This is a genomic window from Nesterenkonia halotolerans (genome assembly GCF_014874065.1).
Classification (GTDB): Bacteria; Actinomycetota; Actinomycetes; order Actinomycetales; family Micrococcaceae; genus Nesterenkonia; species Nesterenkonia halotolerans.
The window spans coordinates 205,344-228,999 of record NZ_JADBEE010000001.1 but is presented as its reverse complement, the minus strand read 5'-3'; the positions used below and the strand labels follow the sequence as shown (position 1 = coordinate 228,999).

Sequence of the window (23,656 nt, the reverse complement as noted above, 5' to 3'; positions counted from 1 at the left end):
GAGGTGCTGCCCGTCGGCCGTGGCCGCGGGTGATCCTCAGAAGCCGGCGATCTCGAGCTCGTTCTCCAGGTCCTGATGGATGGTGTTCTCGATGGAGTCGACGCCGATGGCCTGGACGATCTCGTTGAGGAAGCCGCGCACCACGAGCTGGCGGGCCTCCTTCTCAGGAATGCCGCGAGCCATCAGGTAGAACAGATGGTTCTCGTCAAAGCGGCCGGTGGAGGAGGCGTGTCCCGCTCCCTCGATGAGTCCGGTCTCGATCTCCAGGTTCGGGATCGAGTCAGCGCGCGCGCCGTCGGTGAGGATCAGGTTCTGGTTCTTCTCGTAGGAGTCGGTGCCCTCGGCAGCCTTGCGGATGAGCACGTCACCGACCCAGACGGTCCGGGCGTCCTGACCCTGCAGGGCGCCCTTGTAGAGCACGTTGGAGCTGTTGCGCGGGGAGTTGTGGTCCACGAAGCTTCGGTGCTCCAGGTGCTGGCCGGCGTCGGCGAAGTAGAGGCCGTACATGGAGGCCTCTCCCCCTTCGGCGGCGTATCGCACGTTGGAGTTCAGGCGGACGACCTCTCCGCCCAGGGTGACCGAGACGTGCCTGTACTTCGCGTCGCGCCCGATCTCGGCATCCTGCTGACCGACGTGGATCGCGTCACCGGCCCAGCGCTGCAGCGAGACCACGGTGACGTCAGCGCCGTCGCGCACGATGACCTCCACGTTGAGGTTCGCATCGGCGGACCCGCGGTGCTCCAGCACGAAGACCACCTTGGAGTGGGCCTCGGCCTCGAGCACGATGTGCGCGTTGGCGCGGTGCCCGGCAGCCTCGCCGGTGATGTCGATGAAGACCGGGTCGCTCAGCTCGGTGTCGGCCGCGACCTTGATGTAGTCGGCCTGCGCGGACTGGCTGTAGCCGACGACGGCGGCGCGGTCGGCAGCGGAGAACACGGTGCCGCGCGGTGACTGCGCCAGGGCGAGCTCACCGTGGGTGACGCCCTCGGCGGACTTGCGCAGCTTGATGGTGACCGGGGTCTGGGTGGCGGCGTCGGAGAGCACGCGGCCGAGCTTCTTCAGCGGCGAGAAGCGCCACTCCTCTTCGCGGCCGGTGGGGACGGCAAAATCTGCCACGGACAGGCTCGTGGTGCGATCGGCGCGGGAGCCGCCGGACTTGGCCTTGGTCGTGGACTCGCCGAGACCGCCGTGGGTGTGTTCGGTCTCCTCATGGGCGGTGGCGAGGTTCTCGCCCTCCTCGCCCATTCCGGGGATCGAGATGCGGGCTTCCCCGACCTCGACGCCTTCGACCTGTTCCGCCTGCTCGGCGGACGCGGATTTCGTCATGTGTTTCTCTTCCCTTGGTTCTATGGGGGTTCACTTCAGGCTCGGTGCAATCAGCAGCGTGCCCCACCCGTCCGGCGCGCGTCGCGCCGGACGGGTGGGGTGCTGCATGAGTGGGGCTCGATCAGCCGACCGAACCTTCCATCTGCAGCTCGATGAGGCGGTTGAGCTCCAGCGCGTATTCCATCGGCAGCTCCCGAGCGATCGGCTCGATGAAGCCGCGCACGATCATCGCCATGGCTTCGTCTTCTGCCATTCCGCGGGCCATCAGATAGAAGAGCTGGTCCTCGGAAACCTTCGAGACGGTGGCCTCGTGGCCCAATGTCACGTCATCCTCGCGGATGTCGATGTACGGGTACGTGTCCGAACGCGAGATCGTGTCCACCAGCAGGGCGTCACAGACGACCGAGTTGGCAGAGTGTGATGCGCCCTCATTGACCTGGACCAGTCCGCGGTACGCGGCCCGGCCGCCGTTGCGGGCCACCGACTTCGACACGATGGTCGAGGAGGTGTGCGGCGCCATGTGGACCATCTTCGACCCGGTGTCCTGGTGCTGGCCTTCGCCGGCGAACGCGACCGAGAGGGTCTCGCCCTTGGCGTGCTCACCGGTGAGGTAGACGGCGGGGTACTTCATGGTGACCTTGGAGCCGATGTTGCCATCGATCCACTCCATGGTGCCGCCTGCGTCGACGACCGCCCGCTTGGTCACCAGGTTGTAGACGTTGGTGGACCAGTTCTGGATGGTCGTGTAGCGCACACGGGCGTTTTTCTTCACCACGATCTCGACCACGGCGGAGTGCAGCGAGTCGGAGTCATAGATCGGCGCCGTGCAGCCTTCGATGTAGTGCACGTAGGAGTCCTCATCAGCAATGATCAGGGTGCGCTCGAACTGACCCATGTTCTCGGTGTTGATGCGGAAGTACGCCTGCAGCGGGATCTCTACGTGCACGCCCTTCGGGACGTAGACGAAGGAGCCGCCGGACCACACCGAGGTGTTCAGTGCCGAGAACTTGTTGTCGCCCACCGGGATGACCGATCCGAAGTACTCCTCGAAGAACTCGGGGTGCTCCTTCAGCGCAGTGTCGGTATCCATGAAGATGACACCCTGCTCTTCGAGGTCCTCGCGGATCTGGTGGTAGACCACCTCGGACTCGTACTGGGCAGCCACACCGGAGACCAGGCGCTCACGCTCGGCCTCGGGGATGCCGAGCCGCTCATAGGTGTTGCGGATGTCCTCGGGAAGGTCTTCCCAGGTCTTCGCCTGCTTCTCGGTGGAGCGCACGAAGTACTTGATGTTGTCGAAGTCGATGCCGGAGAGGTCTGCTCCCCACATGGGCATGGGCTTGCGCTGGAAGTACTTCAGGCCCTTCTTGCGCAGCTTGAGCATCCATTCCGGCTCGCTCTTCTTTGCGGAGATGTCCTCCACGACCGCTTCGTCGATGCCACGCTTGGCGTTGGCACCGGCGCTGTCGGAGTCGGACCATCCGTACTCGTAGGACCCGATGCCCTGAAGCTCCGGGTTCCGCTCGAGAATATCGGAGGTGACCCCCGAGTCCTTTTCGCGCTGAATCTGCTCGGTCATGACAACCTCTCTTGTTGACGGGGGGAGATGACGATCCGTTTTCGTCCACCGCTGGCCGGACGCGATTCATTCGTCGCACCGGCCCCGGCGCTGATCTGTTGTTCTGCTTCTGCACTGGCTGCGGCGCGGGCCCGCTGCTCAGCGGCAAGCTTTTCGCGACCCACAGGCACGTGTGTGGTGCAAACGTGAGCACCGGCCGCCTGTGTGGAAAGCCGCCTGACGTCGACGTCGAGCAGTCGGGAGATCATATCGGTCTCCTCCTCACAGAACACCGGATGAGCCGCAGCTATTTCCCGGATCGGACAATGACCCTGGCACAGCTGCGTGGACTGCATCGCCAGCAGCGGGTTGTCCCGGCCGACGAGGCGAGTGAATCCCGCGAAGCCGTCTTCGGCGAAGAGCTGGGACAGCTTGTCGGTGCGCGCGTCGAGGTCGCTGACGCCCTCGAGCTGTCTCTCCCACCGCTGCTCGAAGCCGGCGAAGTACTCCCGCGCCAGCCCTCGGGCGGTCTCGGGCGTGGGCTCGGCGACCAGCGAATCTTCCGCGCTCGGTGCCGAGGCGGACTGGAGCATCGACAGCGCCGTCTGCACCAGCCCGAGGTAGTCGTCACCGAGGGAACGCTGACCGCGCTCGGAGACCACGTACCGGCGGGAAGGGCGGCCAGCACCACGACGACGCGTGGTGACGTTCTTGACCTCGAGGATTCCCTGCTCGGTCATGGCGTCCAGGTGGCGGCGGACGGCCGCGGCGGTCAGCTTCAGCTCGCGGCCCAATGCGGCGGCGCTGATGGGGCCTTCTTCGACCACCAGCTGCAGCACTCGCTGGCGGGTCGTGCTCTCAGCCTCACGGAACGTCTCCGACTGTCCTTCAGCGGCGGGGGCAGGGCCGCCCTTCTCAGGGCTGGTGGGACTCTCCGCGCCACGGTGCCGCTCGTCTGCGGCAACAGACTCGGAAGCAGTGGAATACATGACCCTATTCTGACCTATTCAGAACAAAGCCGCCAGCAAGGGGGACCTTAGTAGCCGGAGACCTTCGGCACAGCAGTCCCCGTGAGAGCGTCACACCCAGCAGATCTTCTACGGTCCGTAGAAATGTAGACTGGTGACGTGCCCCAGCCTTCACCGTGCCTGACCCTGCGCCACGTGCGCTATGCCGTCGGCTCAGCCCGCAGTTCTCGCGGACTCACGGAGATCCTCAGGGGCGTGGACCTGACGGCCCGGGCCGGCGAGGTGACCGTGCTGCTCGGCCCCAACGGCGCGGGCAAGACCACCACGCTCAGCTGCGCCCAGGGATTGCTGCACCCGACCCAGGGATCTGTGCAGCTGCTCGGCCAGGATCCATTCCGCGCGGAGGCAGACCTGCGCGCTCGGGTGGGGGTCATGCTGCAGGACGGAGGGCTCCCCCAGTCGGTGCAGCCCCGGGCCCTGCTCAAGCACGTCGCCTCGCTCCACCAGAACCCCTGGCCCTTGGAGGACCTGGCCGAGCGGCTGGACATGCAGAGCTTCCTCTCGACCTCGATCCGCCGACTCTCGGGTGGGCAGAAGCAGCGGGTGGCCCTGGCGGCAAGCCTCCTGGGCCGACCCGAGGTGGTCTTCCTCGATGAACCCACCGCCGGCCTGGACCCGCAGTCGCGACAGACGGTCTTCGAGCTCATCAGCGAGCTCCGCGATATGGGGATGGGGATCATCCTGACCACCCACCTGCTCGAGGAGGCGCAGAAGCTCGCGGACTCGGTCTTCATCCTCAAGGACGGGACCGTCGTGCGCCATGGCACAGTGGCCGAACTGACCAGCACCGCAGCTCAGGGCACCGATGCCACAGCTGACCCCACACGCCGCATGGTCTTCACCGCATCCAGGACACTGACCCGCGCGGAGATCGCCAGCTCTCCCCTGGCCATCGAGCTCGACGGCGGGGCGAGCAACGGACCGGGGGCTGCCTGGATGACACCAGGGCTCTCCGGCCCCGAACAGCTGCGGGCGCTGGCCGCCTGGTGGGAGCTGATCGATATGATGCCCGTCGAGGTCAGGATGGAAGCTCGAACCCTCGAAGATGTCTTCTGGGAGGTCTCCGTCTCATGACTCCGACCTACGCGCCCCTGTCACCGGCCCCGCGACCCGCGGGGCGGCGCATCCTCTCCCACGGGCTCTACGAGACCCGCAATGTGCTGCGCAACGGGGAGCAGCTCCTCGTCTCGCTGATCCTGCCGCTGCTGGTGCTCTTCGGAGCACACCGGCTGGAGCTGATCACCTCCTCGGCCACCCCGAGCATCGACATGATCACCCCGGGGGTACTCGCCCTGGCGGTCATGGCTTCGGCGTTCACCGGCCAGGGCATCGCCACCGGTTTCGAGCGGCAGTACGGGGTGCTGGCCTATCTCGCCACCACACCGCTTGGTCCCACCGGACTGATTCTGGGCAAGGCCATCGCCGTGCTGGCTGTGGTCGCTGTGCAGGTGCTGGTCATCGGGTCCGCCGGACTGCTGCTGGGGTGGGACCCGGAGCCGCTGGGACTGGTGTGGCTGGGCGTCGTCGTCGTCCTGGGGGCCACCGCCTTCACCGCGCTGGGACTGTTGCTGGCCGGGACTGTGCGGGCCGAGGCCACGCTCGCGCTGACGAATGTCATCTGGGTCCTGCTGGGCGCCGCAGGAGGGTCGGTCTTTCCGCTGAACCATGACGACGCCGGCGCCCTGCTTCTCCTTCTGCCCTCCGCCGCACTGGGCGAGGGCCTCCGCACCGCTTCGCTGCAGGGGACCTTCCCTCTGCTCGAAGCCCTGATACTCGCCGGATGGGCCGCCGTGGCCATGCTGGCCGCACGAAGGTGGTTCAACTGGCGATGAAGTTTCCGATGAATCTGCTCGAGACCCTGAGGTCGAACCTGCCCACCAGGATCACCCGGGTCACCAAGGTGCTGGCCTGGGCGACGCTGGTCAGCAATATCGGCATCATCCTGACCGGCGGGGCCGTCCGGCTCACGGCCTCCGGCCTGGGCTGTCCGGAGTGGCCGCGCTGCACTCCGGATTCCTGGGTCTCCACTCAGGAGATGGGCCTGCACGGGGCGATCGAGTTCGGCAACCGGCTGCTGACCTATGTCCTGGTGCTGATCTGCGCACTGATGTTCTTCGCGCTGCTGAGGCTGCGTGGCAGCCATCGCCCGCTGTTCAGGATGAGCGTGCTGATCCTGGCCGGGATACCGCTGCAGGCGGTGATCGGCGGGATCACCGTCTGGACGAACCTGAACCCCTGGATCGTCGGACTTCACTTCCTGCTCTCGGCGGCTCTGGTGATGATCTCCACGATGCTGCTGAACCGCATCAGGCTTGAGCTCAAGTCCGCCCGGGAACACGACGATCTGGCGGCGCCAGCAGGCGCCTCCGGCGTGCCGCTCAGACAAGTGGGCTCCGATGCCGTCGCCGCTGCGATGACACCGGTCATCCTGGGGGCGACCTGGGTATCGGTCTTCCTGGGCACGGTGGTCACCGGGACCGGGCCCCACGCCGGAGACCCAGGCTCGCCCCGACACCTGTTCGATCCCGATCTGGTCACCCGCATGCACGTGGTCCCGGTCTATGTGCTGTGCTTCGCCGCGATCGCTCTGCTGGTGCGTCAGTCCCGCACCGCGACCTCACCCGCTCAGCGACGCTGCGCCTGGTGGCTTCTCGCGGTGATCCTCGCCCAGGGCGTCATCGGCTACACCCAGCACTTCACCGGGCTGCCCGTGATCCTGGTCGGACTGCACATGCTCGGGTCAGCCCTGCTCGTGGTCTCTGCCACGGCGGTGTTCGAGAGCTATCGGGCCCGCTACGTGACGCGTGGTCTTGGCGGGTCAGCTCCGCTGGCGAAGTCCCCACAAGGTCAAACCGCATCGTCATCCTGAACCTCCAGCAGCCGGCCCGGACTGGGCACTCGGTAGGCTGGACGTATGGACGAGAGCATCCCGGACGCCGAGCAGACCTCGGACAGCACACCACATGATGTGGCCGAAAGACTCCGTATGACCGCAGACGAGGACCTTCTGCTCACCGCCTGGCAGTACCGGATGATGCAGCGGGATGTCGCCGCGAGCAAGGGCAAGGCACTCGTCGCCAAGCGGTCAGCGAGAGATGAGTTCCGCGTCCGTGCCTTGGAGGCCCTCCAGGCCCGGGATCCCCAGGTATACGAGATTGGGCTCGCAGCGGAGCGGGCGGAAGCCATACGAGAGAACATCGCGCACGACAGAGCGGCAGCGCTGCAGCTGCTTGAGGAAGCTGGTCCAGCTCTGAGAGATGTCGTAGCCCGGCGGAGTCGATCGATGCTTCTGCTCATCGAACTTTGCGGATTCGAACCTTGGCCCCAGCTCAGATGGGACAAGGATGTCCGGCGCAGTTCGTTGGAAGAGTTCGATCAGGCGATGCCGGCTCTGCGCACAGAGGACCTGGAGTCGGTTTCACATGCTTATAAGACGGCCGTCAGCGCACTGGCGTCAAAGACCCGACCCTGGGGAAAGATCGCTCTGGTCAGCGCCGCCGGTCTCGGCCTTGGAGCGCTCACCGCAGGACTGGCGGCACCAGTGGTGGGCGCGCTGTTCGGCTCCGCCGTGCTGGGGTACTCCGGAGCGGCGGCAACCTCGGCTGGGCTCGCCGCTCTCGGCGGGGGGTCCATAGCAGCAGGAGGGTTCGGCATGGCGGGCGGCGCTGCGGTGATCGCCGGGGCGGGCGGCGTCGCCGGGTCCGGCTTTCTTGTCGCAAGTGCCCGCATGAGCGGATTGACCGTTGGACAGGTTGCTGCGGACGTAATTCGGCTTGAGGTCGCGACGAGACTTGTGCTGTTGGATGTTGAAGGTGACGACGCAGCGGCCAAGGCCGTGGTGATGGCGCTGCGTGAACGAGTCGTGACGATTGGGCAGCAGGTGGCCGAACTCGTCCGGCGCATCGACGAGCTTCGCGTCCAACGGGACGAGGCGCTCGCAGCCCTCCATGAAGAGCGTGAAGCGCGAGTCGCCGACGAGGCGACCATCAAACGCCTCACAGAACAACTCAACAGCCGACTCCACCGCACGCATCGTGACGAGCACGTCCAGGCCATAGATGACGAGATTGACGCATTGCGGCAACAGCAGCAGGCGACGGAGCTCGTCTCAGGCTTCGTCCGGTCGCGCGCCGAGAAGCTTGATCTCGTGGCATGAATCAGATGAACGACAACGAGGGCACGCCGGGAGTCCACGACGATGGGCATCGGCACATAGCTTCCAATCTCGACGCCCTCGCGCGGGACACGGGTGACGTAGAAGGACTCATCGCCGCTGCCCTGGCGGGGGACCCCGCCGATGAGGCGAAGATCGCGAGGGTGGAGCAGCAACCTGCTGGACTGTCCTACCGAGAACTGAGCAGCTTCAACGCGCTGCGGCGCACTGCCGAGAGCTGGGGACGCGCCGAGTTGGTCGACCACGCGAACGTCGCCCACACCGGTAGGGCGAACCTCTGGGCACGCGAGGACAGGCTTCCTTGGTCACCGGAGGACGTGATCGTGGCAGGTCTGGCGGGCTCCGTGGGTTTGGTTTCTGTGGCATTGGACAGCCATGCGGACCAAGCACTGCGGGAGGGTCTCTACTGGCTCAAGAGCACACCGTGGCTTCGCCAGTGGGAGGCTGATGCGGCACGACTGCCTATCGATTACACCGGCCGCTATTTCGGAGGACCAGCCCATCGCGTTCGCTCGGCCGGCCACGACATCGCGCGATTTCCTTCAGCGCTGATGCAGATCCGAGACGGGACGTTCACGGGAATCCGGTGGGAGAACAAGGTCAAGATCGTGGAGCACATCACCACAACTCCTCGTGGCAATCCCTTCGCCCGCGCGGATGATCCCCTCGAGGCGGCCGCCCTCTTGCTGAAACACTGGGCGGCCGACGTGGTGACACCAATGAGCCTGCCGTTGCCTGGATGGACGCTGCTCTACGAGATGCCTCATCGGGAGCTCAGGAAATTCGCCCACGAAGCTTATTCCGGCATGGCACCGGGCGAAGGTCTGAACATCCGGTCCGGTCTCCTGACACCTTCGCTTGGTTCCCTTGCGGTAGAACTCATCATTCGAACTCACATTCACCTGCAGAGCTTAGCTGAAACTGGAACTCCCACCCTCAGGCCTGCAATGCGCGCGAAGCTCACGGAGATGCTCCTTGCGGGGCAGGGACTCATCGGTGCCGCCTCACTGACCAAAGCTGCGGCGATGACGGTGGCGCAAGCTCCTCTGGCGCTTGGCCACATCAACGTACCCGCGCTCATCCGCACCGGGACACTGGCGATCGAGCTGCAAAGGATACGCCGGGAGCGACTGGAAGCCGGTCCTCCGACATGGTCAGAACTGGCGGCCATTCAGTTCCAGGAGATGTCTCTCGAAGAGCTGAGTCTCCTCGAAGAGCTCCTCAGCTCAGCCGCGCCAGCACACTGAAGGTCTCGTCTAAGTCCCTGGCCTGTGCATTCGGCACGGACTGGAGATGGGCGACACGCAGCTGAGTGTCCAGCAGGACACTGGTGCGATTCGCCGTGCCGCGCTCGGAGTCAAAGACCCCGTAGCTGCCAGCAATATGTCCGTGCGGCCAGAAGTCAGAGACCAGACTGAAGGGCAGCTCGTCTCCCCCGATGCGCAGAGACTCCGCATAGGCGCGCAGACTGTGCAGCGGATCGCAGCTGATCGCCAGGACCGTTGCGCCGATGTCGCGGATCTGGGCACCTCGTGAGGCCAGCGAGCGGAGCTCCGAGCCGCAGACGGCGCTGAACGCGAAAGGATAGAACATCAGCAGGGCGGGCGCCCCGCCCAGCTTCTCGAGCGTGATGGATTCCCCATGGTGGGTCCGTGTCGCGAACGAAGGCGCCCGCTCCCCCAGGTCCGGAGGCGACGACGCTGTCATGACTGGTCCGCCCTCACTGCAGTTCCACCCTCACGGCCATTCCAACCTCACGGCGAATCCAGGATCACGGTGTCTGCACGATCACTGCTTCTTGCGCCCCATCAGTCGGGTCGCGGCCCAGTGAGTGCTCACGCCCGCCGAAGAGGTCACGTGCAGCCCAGCGTTGGGGGCGGCGTCCTGGATCTCCACCGGGGGGACGTATCCGTCACGACCCGAGCGCGGTGTCAGCAGCCAGATCACGCCGCCTTCATCCAGCGTCGCCAGTGCGTCCACGAGCGCGTCGGTGAGATCGTCATCGCCGTCCCTGAACCAGACCAGCACGGCGTCCACGACCTCCTGGACGTCTTCGTCGAGCAGCTCCTCGTCCAGCAGATCTTCCAGCCGATCTCGGAAGTCATCGTCAACGTCCTCGTCCACGCCGATCTCTTGAACCAGCGAATCGGGCTTGAGCCCAAGCTCCTGGAGCAGGTCGCCGACCGAGACAACATTGGTTCCGGCGTCGTTCTTGTGGCCCGTCGAAATGCTCGACGGATCCTCGGCTGCAGAAGCCTGACTCACCTGAGGGTCCCTTCCTCTTTCATCTACGTCTGAAGAGCAACACCACCGCGGGGATGGGGCTGTCACCAGCAACGTTACGCGGATCCCTATCCGTTCGGGAAGTACGACACCACACGAACGGGTAGAGTTGAGCTGAAAATCGGCCGCCGCACCATCGGTGGCAGACGACCTCGTGGGTCCCGCCCGTGGCACATCCCTGTCCATGGAACGCAAGACCCAGACACATACCTTTGAGAGGTGACCCGTGAGCGCTGGTGAAGAGAACTCCCATATCCGCAGTGGCCTGACCAACCAACTCCCGGACGGCGACCCGGAAGAGACCCAGGAATGGCTGGAATCCTTCGACCAGCTCGTGGAGTTCCACGGCACCGAACGGGCGGAGTACATCATCCGCACGCTGCTCCAGCGCGCCGGTGCGAAGTCGATCGAAGTTCCCATGGTCACCACCACGGACTACGTGAACACCATTCCCGTCGACCAGGAGCCTGATTTTCCGGGCGAAGAGGAGATGGAGCGCCGCATTCGTCGCATCCTGCGCTGGAACGCCGCGATGCTGGTTCACCGCGCACAGCGCAGCGACATCTCCGTGGGCGGACACATCTCCTCCTACGCCGGTGTCGCGACCCTCTACGAAGTGGGCCTGAACCACTTCTTCCGCGGCGCCGACCATCCCGGCGGCGGCGACCAGATCTTCTTCCAGGGCCACTCCTCCCCCGGCAACTACTCCCGCGCCTACCTCGAGGGGCGCCTGACCGAGGAGCAGCTCGACGGCTTCCGCCAGGAGGTCTCCAAGGCTCCCAACGGCCTGAGCTCCTATCCCCACCCGCGGCTGATGCCGGAGTTCTGGCAGTTCCCGACCGTGTCCATGGGCATCGGTCCGATGAACGCCATCTATCAGGCGCAGTTCAACCGCTACCTGCACAACCGTGGCATCAAGGACACCTCCGAACAGCAGGTCTGGGCATTCCTCGGCGACGGCGAGATGGACGAGCCCGAGTCACGCGGACTGCTCCAGCTCGCGGCGAATGAGAAGCTCGACAACCTCAACTTCGTCATCAACTGCAACCTGCAGCGCCTCGACGGCCCGGTGCGCGGCAACGGCAAGATCGTCCAGGAGCTCGAAGCCTTCTTCCGCGGTGCCGGATGGAACGTCATCAAGGTCCTCTGGGGCCGCGAATGGGACGAGCTGCTGGACAAGGACGACGACGGCGAGCTCGTCCGGGTCATGAACGAGACCCTCGACGGCGACTACCAGACCTATAAGGCTGAGTCCGGGTCCTTCGTGCGCGAGCACTTCTTCGGCCGCTCGGCGAAGACCAAGGAGCTCGTCGCGGAGATGTCCGATGACGACATCTGGAACCTCAAGCGCGGCGGACACGATTACAAGAAGGTCTACTCCGCGTACAAGGCCGCCTCCGAGGCGACCGGCAAGCCCACCGTGATCCTGGCGCAGACCGTCAAGGGCTACGGACTGGGACCGAGCTTCGAGGGCCGCAACGCGACCCACCAGATGAAGAAGCTCACCGTGGATGACCTCAAGCGCTTCCGCGACACGCTGCGCATCCCGGTCACGGACGAGCAGATCGAAGAAGATCCCTACAACGTGCCCTACTACCACCCCGGAGAGGACTCCGAGGAGGTCAAGTACCTGCTCGAGCGGCGCAAGGGACTCGGCGGCTACCTGCCCAAGCGTCAGGTGGCCGGCGAGGGTCTCACCCTCCCCGAGGAGAAGACCTACGCACAGGCGAAGAAGGGCTCCGGCAAGCAGAAGGCCGCCACGACGATGGCGCTGGTCCGACTGCTCAAGGACCTCATGCGGGACAAGAACATCGGCAAGCGCATCGTGCCGATCGTGCCCGACGAGGCGCGCACCTTCGGGATGGACTCCTTCTTCCCCACCGCGAAGATCTACAACCCCAAGGGCCAGAACTACATCTCCGTGGACCGAGAGCTCATGCTCGCGTATAAGGAGTCCCCACAGGGTCAGATGATCCACCCGGGGATCAACGAGGCAGGTGCCACCGCCGCGTTCACCGCAGCCGGCACCTCCTACGCCACCCATGGCGAGACGATGATCCCGTTCTACATCTTCTACTCGATGTTCGGGTTCCAGCGCACCGGTGACTCCTTCTGGGCGGCAGCGGATCAGCTGGCGCGCGGCTTCATCATCGGCGCCACCGCAGGCCGCACCACACTGGTCGGCGAGGGCCTGCAGCATCTGGACGGGCACTCACCGCTGCTGGCGGCGACCAACCCAGCGGTGAAGCACTTCGATCCCGCCTTCGGCTACGAGATCGCGCACATCATGGAGAACGGGCTCTTCGAGATGTACGGCGATCACGACGGCGATCACAACGTCATGTACTACATCACCGTCTATAACGAGCCGGTCCAGCACCTCCCAGAACCAGAGGACCTGGACATCGAGGGCGTCAAGCGCGGCATCTACCGGCTCTCCACCTCGGAGAAGGACGGCCCCAAGGTGCAGCTGCTCGGCTCCGGCGTGGCGGTGCCGTGGGCTCAGGAGGCGGCAGAGATCCTCGCCGAGGAATGGGGCGTCTCCGCGGATGTCTGGTCGGTTACCTCCTGGAACCAGCTGCGCCGTCAGGCCCTGCACGTGGAGCAGTCAGCAATGCTGGATCCGGAGCGTGAGCCGGAGGTTCCCTTCGTGACCCAGCAGATGGAAGGCGCCGAAGGCCCGATCATCGCGACCACGGACTTCGCCACCCAGGTCCCGGACCAGATCCGTCAGTTCCTGCCGAACCGCTTTGCGACCCTGGGAGCCGACAGCTTCGGCATCTCGGACACCCGCCCCGCGGCACGCCGGTACTTCAAGATCGATGCCCACTCCATGGTGGTGCGCGCGCTGCAGATGCTCGCCGACGACGGCGCAGTGGACGCCTCCGCTCCCGTCGACGCGATGAAGAAGTACGATCTCGGCAACGTCAACGCCGGATCCTCCGGTGAGGTCGAAGACGGCTGATCGCTGCCGCCTTCACCTTCCGCGCGTGACGCGCAGGTGAACCAGAAAGGGGTCCGGAGCGCTGCTCCGGGCCCCTTCTGCTGTGCACGGCCCGATCTGTCCTCTGCTCGTGGAGATCTCGGTCGAACGGCGACGCTGGACTTTGTAGGGATCACACAACTGGCGGGGGAACTCCACACGCTCTAGGCTCCAGGACATGACTGCATCAGCTGCGACGGCGCCGGGCCCCGTTCCGGTCTCCTGGGAGGCCCTGGAGATCCTGCGCTCCGACGCGGGAAATCTGACCAATGAGGTCAACGGTCATCTCGAGGAGACCCTGACCTGGTACCGCCACCTCAGCACCGACGAGCGCGCCTCGCTGCGACTCATCGCCCAGCGTGGCATCGGCGGACTCATCAGCTGGCTGGAGAACCCCTCCTCGCGCTCGATGCCACTGGTCAACGAGCTGCTCGGCAGCGCCCCCACAGACCTGATGCGCACCATCTCGCTGCAGCGCGCGCTGCAGCTGATCCGCAGCATCGTCGAGGCCGTGGAACAGCGTCTCCCCGGTCTCATGCCCGCACAGGACCAGCAGCTCATGCTCGAGGCGGTGCTGCGGTACTCCCGCGAGGTGGCGTTCACGATCGCCGACGTCTACGCCCGCGCGGCGGAGTCCCGGGGCGCCTGGGACTCCCGCCTGGAGGCCCTGCTCGTCGACGCGGTGCTGCGCGGAGAGCCGGCGGAGCAGATCGCCTCCCGCGCCGCCGCCGTCGGGTGGCGCAGCCACGAGGGGGTCGTCGTCGTCGTCGGGGAGGCACCGGAACAGGCGGATGCGGTCTTCATGTCCGAGCTCAGGCGCCAGTGCATCCGCTTTGCTGCCGATGCAGTGGTGGGCGTCCAGGGAGACCGGCTGCTGCTGCTGCTGGGACGGACCAATGACCTTGCGGAGGGTCTCGAACGGATCCTTCCCCGCTTCGGGTCCGGCCAGGTCGTGTACTCGAGCTTCGCGGGGTCGATCAGCCAGGCGCACAAGAGCGCGCAGGCGGCGTTCACCGGGTTCAGCGCCTCACGAGCGTGGACCTCCGCTCCGCGACCCGTGGCGGCCGAGGATCTGCTGCCCGAGCGGGTGCTCTGCGGGGACGAGACCGCGAAGACGGTGCTCAGGACCACCATCTTCGACCTCTTGGCATCCTCGGGAAATGGTCTGCTCGAGACGGTGACCGCTTATCTGGATGCCGGACACTCCCTGGAGGCCACGGCGCGCGAACTCTTCGTCCACACGAACACGGTGCGGTACCGGCTTCGCAGAGTCACCGACATCACCGGATGGGATCCTGTGGTGCCCAGGGACGCCTACGTGCTGCAGACCGCGCTGGCCGTCGGGCGTCTGTAGGCCGCCGTTGTAGGGTATCCACAAAGCTCAACGTGGGGCTTGGTGCGCCTGTGCCCCCGCAGAACACGTTCGGATATGGGAAGTTGGACTAGTGCTTGCGATCGTATGCCCCGGACAGGGCTCCCAGACCCAAGGCTTCCTCTCGGAATGGCTCAGTGACGACGCCTCCCGTGCGGCGCTGAAGACCTACTCCGAAGCCAGCGAAACCGACCTGCTCACCCACGGCACCGAGTCTGCAGAGGACACGATCCGCGACACCGCCGTGGCGCAGCCGCTGATCGTCGCGGCCTCACTGCTGAGCGCGCGCACCCTGGACCTTCCAGCACTGGACAGGGACCGGGTGCTCTACGCCGGGCATTCAGTGGGCGAGGTCCCGGCCGCAGTGCTCGCCGGAGTGCTCACCGAGGCGCAGGCGATGCAGCTGATCAAAGTGCGCGCCCAGGGCATGGCGACTGCCGCCGCCGCCGCGCCGACCTCGATGGCCGCTGTCATCGGCGGAGTCGAGGAGGAGGTCCGTCAGGCCATCTCCGACGCAGGCCTCACCGCTGCGAACGCCAACGGGCCCGGCCAGATCGTCGCTGCCGGGGAGGCCGAGAAGATCGCCGCACTCGAGTCGAATCCCCCGTCCCGCGCCCGGGTCATTCCGCTGAAGGTCGCCGGAGCCTTCCACACCGAGTTCATGGCCCCCGCTCAGCAGTCACTGCGCGAGGAGGTGTCCGGCTTCGAGGTCAGCGACCCCCGGGCGCCGCTGCTCTCCAACCGCGACGGGGCGTACCTGGACAGCGGAACCGAGACGCTCGAACGCCTGGTCGAACAGGTCACCCGTCCCGTGCGCTGGGACCTGTGCATGGAGACCACGGCCGCCGCAGGCGTCACCGGGGTGCTGGAGCTGCTGCCCGGGGGCACCCTGACGGGTCTCGCCAAGCGCGGCCTCAAGGGTGTGCAGTCGCTGGCAGTCAAGACCCCGGCTGACCTGCCCGCCGCGAAGGAATTCATCACCGAGCACGCCGGTTGAGCCGATGAACACGTCACCGCGTGGTCAGGCCTCCACAGACACCCCATTGATCATCAAAGGACACCCCTGACGTGACAGTCACACTGAACCAGCCCGCAGCCATTGCCGGCACCCGCGTCATGGGTCTGGGGGCTTACCGCCCCGAGCTCGTGATCGACAACGAGCAGATCTGCCAGTGGATCGATTCCTCCGACGAGTGGATCCAGCAGCGGACCGGCATCAAGACACGTCACCGCGCCCCGGAGCACGTCTCCGTGGTGGACATGGCCGAGGGTGCCGCCCGTGAGGCGCTGGAGCATGCCGGCATCTCCGGCGAGGAGCTGGGCGGGGTCATCGTGGCCACGGTCACCCATCCCTTCGCCACACCCTCCGCCGCGGCAGATCTCGCGCACCGCCTCGGCGCCACCCCCGCCGCGGCGTTCGACATCTCCGCCGCCTGTGCGGGGTACTGCTACGGGATCGGCCAGGCCGATGCCATGGTGCGCTCCGGTCTCTCCCGCTACGTCCTGGTAGTCGGGGTGGAGAAGCTCTCCGACTTCATCGACAACCACGAGCGCACGATCTCCTTCCTGCTGGGCGACGGCGCCGGCGCCGCCATCATCGGCCCCTCCGAGACCCCTGGCATCTCCCCCTCCATCCTCGGTTCCAACGGGGAGAAGTGGGAGGCCGTGGCCATGGACAGCACGCTGCTGAACTTCCGCGACGCGCTGGCGCGAGCCCGCGAGACCCAGGACGCCACCGAGCTGCTCAATGCAGAGAACCGCTACTGGCCCACGCTGCGTCAGGACGGACCCACGGTCTTCCGCTGGGCCGTCTGGGAGATGGCCAAGGTCGCCCAACAGGCCCTGGACGCCGCCGGCATCACAGCGGATGACCTCGTGGCCTTCGTGCCGCATCAGGCGAATATCCGGATCATCGACGAGATGGTCAAGCAGCTGAAGCTTCCCGAGCATGTGATGGTGGGACGCGACATCGTGGACGCCGGAAACACCTCCGCGGCCTCGATTCCGCTGGCCATGCATCGCCTGCTCAAGGAAAACCCAGAACTCTCCGGCGGTCTTGCTCTGCAGATCGGTTTCGGAGCCGGACTGGTCTACGGCACCCAGGTCATCAGACTGCCGTAACCACTCGGACCATAGGCCTGAGATCCATCTGCGATCTCAGAGACATCTGACGTACTCAACAATCACCAACGAAAAGGAGCCGCTGATATGGCTGACAAGAACGAGATCCTCGCAGGCCTCGCAGAGATCGTGAACGAAGAGACCGGCCTGGAGGTCGAGGAGGTCCAGTCGGACAAGTCCTTCACCGAGGACCTGGACATCGATTCGATCTCCATGATGACCATCGTGGTCAACGCCGAAGAGAAGTTCGATGTGAAGATCCCCGATGAAGAGGTCAAGAACCTCACCACCGTGGGCGACGCCGTCGACTTCATCGCCAACGCGCAGGGCTGATCAGCTCCTGACTGGGACGGGAGGACCAGAGCGCACGCTTCGGCCCTCCCGTCCAGCCCCCCGCTCTTGAATTTCCTGTTCTCACACTTTCATTGAGGTAGATCCATGACACGTCGTCTCGTCATCACCGGTCTCGGCGCCACCACTCCCATCGGCGGCGACGTGGACACCCTCTGGGCGAACGCCCTCGCCGGGACCCCCGGCGCCAAGACTCTTGAGCACGAGTGGGTCGAGAAGTACGAGCTTCCGGTGACCTTCGCCGGTGAGGTCAGCGTCGAGCCGGCCGAGGTGCTGTCGAAGCCAGAGACTCGACGCATGGACCGCTCCACCCAGCTGGGCATGGTCGCCGCGCGACAGGCCTGGGCCGACGCCGGTCTCCTCCGTCCCAAGGACGAAGGATATGACCTGGATCCCGAGCGCGTCGCGGTCTCCTTCGCCACCGGCATCGGTGGCGTCTGGACCCTGCTGGACAGCTGGGACACCCTGCGCGAGCGCGGACCGCGTCGCGTCATGCCGATGACGGTGCCGATGCTGATGCCCAATGGCGCCGCCGGGGCGATCAGCCTGGACCTCGGAGCGCAGGGAGGCGCCCGGACAGCAGTCTCTGCCTGCGCCTCAGGTGTCGAAGCCCTCGACGTGGCCCTGGAGATGCTGCGCAAGGGCGACGTCGACGTCGTGCTCGCCGGCGGCACCGAGGCGGCCATCCATCCGTTGCCGATGGCGGCCTTCGCCTCGCTTCAGGCCCTCTCCAAGCGCAACGATGATCCTGCCGCGGCGTCGCGTCCCTATGACCGAGACCGCGACGGCTTCGTCATGGGAGAGGGCGCCGGAGCGCTTGTGGTCGAGACCGAGGAGCACGCCCAGGCCCGAGGAGCAAAGATCTATGCCGAGCTCGCCGGAGCCGCGGTCACCTCAGACGCGCACCACATCACTGCCCCGGACCCGGAGGCCCTTGGGGCCTCGCGGGCGCTGCGCCGGGCACTGGAGTCTGCCGGGGCTGAGCTGAGCGACGTGACGCATGTCAACGCCCACGCCACGTCGACGCCAGTCGGAGACAAGCCGGAGTACTACGCGCTGAAGTCAGTCTTCGGTGACCATCTCGAGAACATCTGCGTCTCCGCCACGAAGTCCCAGACCGGGCACCTGTTGGGTGCCGCCGGCGCCGTGGAATCGGTACTCACCGTAAAGGCACTGCGCGAACGGCGTGCTCCGGTGACCATCAACCTCGACCACCAGGACCCCGAGATGCCGCTGGACGTCGTCACCGGCACACCCCGCGAGCTCGGTGACAAGCAGCAGGTCGCGCTGTGCAATTCCTTCGGCTTCGGCGGACACAACGCCGTGGCTGCTTTCCGCACCTACTGATCACACGCCGGGTCTGGCGCAGCTGCGAGGCTGACACCGACGATCCCGCGCAGACGCGAAAAGACCCCCGTGGAGGATCCGGATGGATCCCCCGCGGGGGTCTTCTCTGCTTCACGAGGAAGCTGCCGCGGCTGGGAAGCGATGGCCCCTCGAAGGGGCTTTAGCGGCAGGTATAGGGATGACTCGAGAGTCATCGAGCTCGGGTGATGCCGACTGGCGGTGGAGGTCGCCGCGGGTCACCGGTTCACTGGGTCAGCCGACCACCTGGTGCAGCCAGCGCACGGGTGCGCCCTCTGCTGCATGTCGGAAGGTCTCAAGCTCCTCGTCCCAGGCTTCGCCGAGGGCCAGGGAGAGCTCCTGGTAGACCACCGAGGGATCTCCTGCGCCCATTTCGTAGGCATAGCGGATCCGGTCTTCTGAGACCACGATGTTGCCATGCACATCCGTGGTGGCATGGAAGATGCCAAGCTCAGGGGTGTGCGACCAGCGCCCACCGTCGCAGCCCGGCGAGGGGTCCTCGGTGACCTCGAAGCGAAGGTGGTTCACGGCGCGCAGTGCCGAGGCGAGGGTGGCGCCCAGACCCGCAGGACCCTCCCAGGAGAGTTCCGAGCGAAAGTCGCCGGGCGCGGCGGGCTGAGGCTGCCACGTGAACTCCACTCGAGAATCGACTGCCGAGGACACTGCCCATTCGACATGCGGGCAGAGCGCGGCAGGCGCCGAATGGATGTGCAGGACACCTCGGGCCGTATTTCCAGACATATCCATCCTCCACAGTGCTGTTGGTACGTCTTCCCCTACGACCGACAGCAGCCTGATGGCTGATGGTGACTGTTTCCTTCACAGGTTAACAGCAATGTGCTCAGTACAACAATATCGAGGTTAACAGATGGTGCCCCGGGATCCGCTCAGGCGCGGGGATGGGCCTGTCCATAGGCATCGCGGAGCGAGTCGATCGTGACATGGGTGTAGAGCTGCGTGGTGCTCAGGGACGCGTGGCCCAGCAGCTCCTGGACGGTGCGCAGGTCCGCTCCTCCCTCCAGCAGATGCGTGGCCGCGGTGTGTCGCAGGGCGTGCGGTCCCCTGGCCGCAGTGGTGCCCAACCGCCCCAGCTGCTGATCGACGACGCGTCGCACGGTTCGAACGTCGATGCGTGCACCGCGCCGGCCGAGGAAGCAGGCGGTCGCAGAGCTCGCAGTCGCCAGGACCGGGCGTCCCGTCTCCCACCACTGCCGCATGGCGGTCTCTGCCGGCACCCCGTAGGGCACGATGCGCTCCTTGTTCCCCTTGCCCAGCAGCCGCACCATGCGCCGCCCCGTCTCGAAGGAGGCCAGTTCCAGGCCAGACAGCTCAGCGACGCGCATACCGGTGGCGTAGAGCAGCTCCACCATCGCGGCGTCCCGCAGATGCATCGCGTGCTCCACCGGGTCCAGCGGCTGGGCGGACGCGCTCTCCGCTGCCTGGTCGGCCAGACCGGCCGTGAGCTGGTCCATGTGCTGGTGCTGGAGCACATCGGGCAAATGGGTGCTGCGTCGGGCGGTCCGCAGTCGGACGGAGGGATCCTCGCTCAGATGTCCCCTCCGGTGGGCCCAGGAGGTGAATGCTCGCACCGAGGCGGTCTTGCGGTTGAGCGTGCTGCGGGAGAGTCCGGCCTGGTGCATGTCGCCCAACCAGCGTCGTATATCGCTCAGCCCTAGGCGCTCCAGAGGACCGCACTGCGCGTCCAGCTGGCGGAGATCGCTGCGGTAGGCCCGAATGGTCTGCGGGGACAGGCCCCGTTCGTGCTGCAGGTGTTTGAGGAACTCCGTGATCAGCGGTGACTGAGCGGGTTCGGTGCGCTCGGTGTTCGCAGTCTTCGCCGAGGAGGTGGCCATACCCGCAGTCTAAGCGCCGGGCCTGTTCAGGCCTGGCCCCATTGTCCGTTGACGGTGCGAGCGTGTCCCGAACGTTGAAGTCGGCTGACTTCCGCCAGAACCTTCGGCAGCGGGAGCCCTGCGATCCCAGAGAGCTTGCCCGGGCTGCTCAACCCTCGTGCTGGCAGGGCGTCGTAGAGGAGCCGCTGGGCCTCGGTGAGTCCATCCTGGGGTCGTGCGGAGACGGATACCGGCAGGGTGGGCTGGTGGACGCTGGGAACGCCGTCCACGGTCGGCGCACCCGCAGCCAGCGCAAGGATATCTGTGGCGTCGGTGATCAGCTCCGCAGGGGTCTCCCGGAGCAGACGATGACAGCCTGCCGATGACGCTGAGAAGATGCTTCCCGGGACCACCCCCACCGGGCGAGCGAGGGTGAACGCATGGTGCGCTGTGGACTGAGCGCCGCTGCGCCAGCGCGCCTCGGTGATCACCGTGACCATGCTCAGCGCGGCGATCAGGCGGTTGCGCTGGAGAAACCGGTGCCGGGTCGGGGCCGAGCCCGGCGCCATCTCGCTGAGCAGCAGCCCTGTCGACGCGACCTCTTGGAGCAGTCGTTCGTTGCCGGCGGGATAGAGCCGGTCCAGTCCTCCAGCGAGGACGGCGATCGTGGGAGCAGGGGGTGCAGATTCCCCACCCCCGGACCGGGGTTCCGCGCGATCAGACTGCGTGGAAGCGGTGCGCAGGGCCGCCCGGTGAACCGCAGCATCGACACCGTAGGTTCTCTACCCCCCTTAGGCGTGTTGCACCCACCACGTCACGGAGAGCACTAATACTGCTGACATGGCCACATGGGATCTCAAGTTCGCGGTGCCAGTTCAGAAGTTGGCCCGCACCAGGGAAGACGCGAGTGGGTCACCAGACCCGGTACTCGAACGAGCGTTCGCCACGTCGATGTCGAGGGAGCTTGCTTCTACGTATGGTCAGGAATCACGGCCCTTCTTCGTTGACATGACGGGCCGTGTACACATGGAACTCAACTCCTTTTTTAGAAGTGCCAGAATGCGGAGCCGCTCCGTCGGCACAAATCGAAAATACGCATACAGCCTCAAAACCTGGCTCAACTTCATCACTTTGCGAGGACAGCTCTGGGACGACGTCACGGAAGACGATGTGTTGGATTTCAAGTTTTGGCGAAGGACTGACGTGCGAAACCCCGGTCGCATCGGTGGGAGCGCTTGGTCCTCCGACTTAGCGGCCCTCACCGTCTTCTATGAGTGGGCTAGCAGGCACCTACAGGGTCCCGATCTGTCGTTTGAGATTCGAGCTGGGTTCTCCGCAACCGGACCTAAGGGTCGTATGCAACCTGGCCCTTCGTACCGCGCCTCTTCGGTCCGCACTTCCGACGTAAAGTGGTTGTCTCCGGCAGCCTTTCAGTTATGGAGAGACGTCGGCGTACACGGGCTCAGTCGCCAGGGCCAGGAAAGAACCCGCTGGCGGCCGAGATCTCAATCGCGGGACGCGGCCTTCGTGGATGGTTTGTATTCGACCGGCCTTCGGATTCAGGAGTGGTCAAGTGTACTTCTACAGGAACTCCAGGAGCCCTCAAGAGGTCATCGCTACTTGACTTTGAGACTGGCTGCCGCGTGTGCCAAAACCAATCAATCACGCCCTTACTGGATCGAGACCAAGGCTCTCAATGCCGTCACCCTCTATAGAGAAACCGAGCGGGCACACGCAGTACGCATTGCACAAAGTGCGGGAAGGTACGAGAAAGCTCCAGAAAAACTAATTATTGATTCGGTAGACAAGCGCGGAATATTTGCAATCTTGCACGAAGACTCCGGGATTATCAACAACATAAATATGGGAAATCTATCTCCCTCCGACCGGTTGCGACTTTACGTGCGGGGCGCGGATGGCTTATCCCCAGCCGCACTGTGGCTCAATGAGGACGGTATGCCACGAAGCAAGACAACTTGGTATAAATCCTTCAACCGCGCGAACGCAAGAGTAAGGAAGGCTGGCATCGAGAACCTCTCGTGCAATCCGCACATGCTGCGGCACAGTTTCGCCTTGCGTTGGTACAGCGTGGCGCGACTCGTCTGGGAGCGCAAGTGGGCACCGGAGCCGGCATCTAGGGCCAAAGACTTTAGGGAACAGTTCGGAGATGCCTGGAGTTTCGTGCAGACCATGCTGGGTCACAGCAATGTAGAGACCACGAAACAAATCTATCTGCAACCCTTTAACGCTTTGAACGTCCGATTGCTCCTGGACTATGGTCGGCTCAGCCTAGACCCGGACGTTCTGCTAGAAATTCTAGACCATGATCCCCGGGTCCGATTGCTCTCTCATGCAGAGCGGGGGTACGAGCTGTGACACGTGCGAAACTTCCCGCCAAGGGTTACGTGAGACCCAAGACTCTGACTACCGACACCGGCGCGATGAGGGTCAAAGTCTACGAAGAGAGGAGCGGACGCTCCAGGATATTTGCGTTTGATCAGTTTCCCATAGCCTCGGACATCGTCCTGGCCATGGCGGAGGGTTTCGCCCTCAGCACCGGCCCGGGTGGAACAAGGAGAACGCTCCCTTCAGCGGTTTCTTTGCACTCGAACCTAAGGCGCTATGCAAAGTATCTTTCGGGGCACGTTGCCCCTCCTCGCGCACTTACCTCGCTACGTCCCAGCCACCTCAGAGAGATACGACTAAGAAGCGACAAGAAGGGCGTCGACCTCATCCATAGTTTGCGGTTGGTCCTCCGGACCAATCCAGATTTACCCCCCGAATATCGGGAACTTCTTATGGCGCCGATAGCCCAGGTTCACACTCCCCAGAAGATCGCCGCCTACTCCAGCTCAGAATTCAGAGCGATCCGCCGGGCACTCCGCACAACTGTCCGAAGCACGATAGAACGCATTCGGCGAGTCGAATCAGAATTGCAGAGTGCACGGTCCGCCCGCGCCAGCGCATCAACGTTGTCGACTCGGCAGATCGTTCTTCTGGCAATTGCTGACACCGGGTGTATTCCCCGGAACGCGCGGGGGGAGAGCAAGTATCCCAACGGTGCAAGTATCGCTCGGGAGTTGATGCCGTCTCCATTGGAAACAGCTTCGGCCGCTCTACTCCTACAGAGTCTCACCGGCCAAAACATCGGGACGCTACTCGCTCTAACAGTGAATTACCAACGAGCAGATGATCAAGTGTCGGAGGATCCGCTGGTCCTAACTCGCTCATATAAGCCGCGGCGAGGACGCTACCTTGCCGAC

Annotated in this window: 19 protein-coding genes and 1 pseudogene; 12 read left to right on the top strand and 8 right to left on the bottom strand. The window is 65.0% G+C overall.

Annotation, left to right across the window (positions count from 1 at the left end; all coding sequences use genetic code 11):
* Nucleotides 1-36: 36 nt before the first annotated feature.
* From sufD to H4W26_RS01020, 3 genes are all read right to left on the bottom strand, one after another.
* Nucleotides 37-1,326: a Fe-S cluster assembly protein SufD gene (sufD, locus tag H4W26_RS01030; RefSeq protein ID WP_192590339.1), complete on the bottom strand. Its 1,290-nt coding sequence runs from the start codon at nucleotides 1,324-1,326 to the stop codon at nucleotides 37-39.
* A gap of 121 nt (nucleotides 1,327-1,447) precedes the next feature.
* Entirely contained in the window at nucleotides 1,448-2,905 is a 1,458-nt protein-coding gene (sufB, locus tag H4W26_RS01025) for a Fe-S cluster assembly protein SufB (RefSeq protein ID WP_225939546.1), read from the bottom strand.
* Nucleotides 2,902-3,873, bottom strand: coding sequence for a helix-turn-helix transcriptional regulator (locus H4W26_RS01020; RefSeq protein WP_192590338.1), 972 nt, complete (start codon nucleotides 3,871-3,873; stop codon nucleotides 2,902-2,904). The genes sufB and H4W26_RS01020 overlap by 4 nt, the downstream gene beginning before the upstream one ends.
* A gap of 138 nt (nucleotides 3,874-4,011) precedes the next feature.
* Here H4W26_RS01020 and H4W26_RS01015 point away from each other — a divergent pair, with 138 nt between their 5' ends.
* From H4W26_RS01015 to H4W26_RS00995, 5 genes are all read left to right on the top strand, one after another.
* The gene (locus H4W26_RS01015; protein WP_318779725.1) at nucleotides 4,012-4,986 is read left to right on the top strand and encodes an ABC transporter ATP-binding protein; all 975 of its coding nucleotides are present in this window, start codon (nucleotides 4,012-4,014) and stop codon (nucleotides 4,984-4,986) included.
* Nucleotides 4,983-5,744, top strand: a complete 762-nt coding sequence (locus H4W26_RS01010) for an ABC transporter permease (protein ID WP_192590337.1) — start codon at nucleotides 4,983-4,985, stop codon at nucleotides 5,742-5,744. Before H4W26_RS01015 ends, H4W26_RS01010 begins: the two co-directional genes overlap by 4 nt.
* A complete protein-coding gene (locus H4W26_RS01005) occupies nucleotides 5,741-6,781 on the top strand; it encodes a COX15/CtaA family protein (RefSeq protein ID WP_192590336.1) in 1,041 nt (346 codons plus the stop codon). The genes H4W26_RS01010 and H4W26_RS01005 overlap by 4 nt, the downstream gene beginning before the upstream one ends.
* 45 nt (nucleotides 6,782-6,826) lie before the next feature.
* Complete coding sequence (locus H4W26_RS01000; protein WP_192590335.1) at nucleotides 6,827-8,068, top strand: hypothetical protein; 1,242 nt, start codon at nucleotides 6,827-6,829, stop codon at nucleotides 8,066-8,068.
* Between the two features lie 161 nt (nucleotides 8,069-8,229).
* Nucleotides 8,230-9,333, top strand: coding sequence for a hypothetical protein (locus H4W26_RS00995; RefSeq protein WP_192590334.1), 1,104 nt, complete (start codon nucleotides 8,230-8,232; stop codon nucleotides 9,331-9,333).
* Here H4W26_RS00995 and H4W26_RS00990 read toward each other — a convergent pair.
* Both H4W26_RS00990 and H4W26_RS13600 read right to left on the bottom strand, forming a co-directional pair.
* Nucleotides 9,308-9,793 carry a redoxin domain-containing protein gene (locus H4W26_RS00990; RefSeq protein WP_192590333.1) on the bottom strand — a complete coding sequence of 162 codons (486 nt, stop codon included), beginning with the start codon at nucleotides 9,791-9,793 and terminating at the stop codon, nucleotides 9,308-9,310. The genes H4W26_RS00995 and H4W26_RS00990 overlap by 26 nt on opposite strands.
* A gap of 81 nt (nucleotides 9,794-9,874) precedes the next feature.
* Complete coding sequence (locus H4W26_RS13600; protein WP_318779724.1) at nucleotides 9,875-10,351, bottom strand: DUF3052 domain-containing protein; 477 nt, start codon at nucleotides 10,349-10,351, stop codon at nucleotides 9,875-9,877.
* A gap of 244 nt (nucleotides 10,352-10,595) precedes the next feature.
* Here H4W26_RS13600 and aceE point away from each other — a divergent pair, with 244 nt between their 5' ends.
* From aceE to fabF, 6 genes are all read left to right on the top strand, one after another.
* Nucleotides 10,596-13,334 carry a pyruvate dehydrogenase (acetyl-transferring), homodimeric type gene (gene aceE, locus H4W26_RS00980; RefSeq protein ID WP_192590331.1) on the top strand — a complete coding sequence of 913 codons (2,739 nt, stop codon included), beginning with the start codon at nucleotides 10,596-10,598 and terminating at the stop codon, nucleotides 13,332-13,334.
* A gap of 196 nt (nucleotides 13,335-13,530) precedes the next feature.
* Entirely contained in the window at nucleotides 13,531-14,706 is a 1,176-nt protein-coding gene (locus H4W26_RS00975) for a PucR family transcriptional regulator (RefSeq protein WP_192590330.1), read from the top strand.
* Between the two features lie 91 nt (nucleotides 14,707-14,797).
* Nucleotides 14,798-15,721 carry an ACP S-malonyltransferase gene (locus H4W26_RS00970; protein WP_192590329.1) on the top strand — a complete coding sequence of 308 codons (924 nt, stop codon included), beginning with the start codon at nucleotides 14,798-14,800 and terminating at the stop codon, nucleotides 15,719-15,721.
* 119 nt (nucleotides 15,722-15,840) lie between these two features.
* The gene (locus tag H4W26_RS00965) at nucleotides 15,841-16,845 is read left to right on the top strand and encodes a beta-ketoacyl-ACP synthase III (protein WP_192591937.1); all 1,005 of its coding nucleotides are present in this window, start codon (nucleotides 15,841-15,843) and stop codon (nucleotides 16,843-16,845) included.
* Nucleotides 16,846-16,932: 87 nt separating this feature from the next.
* Nucleotides 16,933-17,178 carry an acyl carrier protein gene (locus tag H4W26_RS00960; protein WP_192590328.1) on the top strand — a complete coding sequence of 82 codons (246 nt, stop codon included), beginning with the start codon at nucleotides 16,933-16,935 and terminating at the stop codon, nucleotides 17,176-17,178.
* 105 nt (nucleotides 17,179-17,283) lie between these two features.
* Nucleotides 17,284-18,543, top strand: coding sequence for a beta-ketoacyl-ACP synthase II (gene fabF, locus H4W26_RS00955; RefSeq protein ID WP_192590327.1), 1,260 nt, complete (start codon nucleotides 17,284-17,286; stop codon nucleotides 18,541-18,543).
* A 252-nt stretch (nucleotides 18,544-18,795) separates the two neighbouring features.
* Here fabF and H4W26_RS00950 read toward each other — a convergent pair whose 3' ends face one another.
* From H4W26_RS00950 to H4W26_RS00940, 3 genes and pseudogenes are all read right to left on the bottom strand, one after another.
* A complete protein-coding gene (locus H4W26_RS00950; protein ID WP_192590326.1) occupies nucleotides 18,796-19,302 on the bottom strand; it encodes a DUF3145 domain-containing protein in 507 nt (168 codons plus the stop codon).
* 146 nt (nucleotides 19,303-19,448) lie between these two features.
* Nucleotides 19,449-20,414 (bottom strand): tyrosine recombinase XerC, encoded by a 966-nt coding sequence (locus H4W26_RS00945; protein WP_192590325.1) that lies wholly within the window; start codon nucleotides 20,412-20,414, stop codon nucleotides 19,449-19,451.
* Between the two features lie 26 nt (nucleotides 20,415-20,440).
* A pseudogene (locus H4W26_RS00940) lies at nucleotides 20,441-21,157 on the bottom strand (DNA-processing protein DprA); the annotation flags it as partial.
* A 76-nt stretch (nucleotides 21,158-21,233) separates the two neighbouring features.
* Here H4W26_RS00940 and H4W26_RS00935 point away from each other — a divergent pair.
* Nucleotides 21,234-22,769, top strand: a complete 1,536-nt coding sequence (locus tag H4W26_RS00935; protein ID WP_192590324.1) for a tyrosine-type recombinase/integrase — start codon at nucleotides 21,234-21,236, stop codon at nucleotides 22,767-22,769.
* The last annotated feature ends 887 nt before the right edge of the window (nucleotides 22,770-23,656 follow it).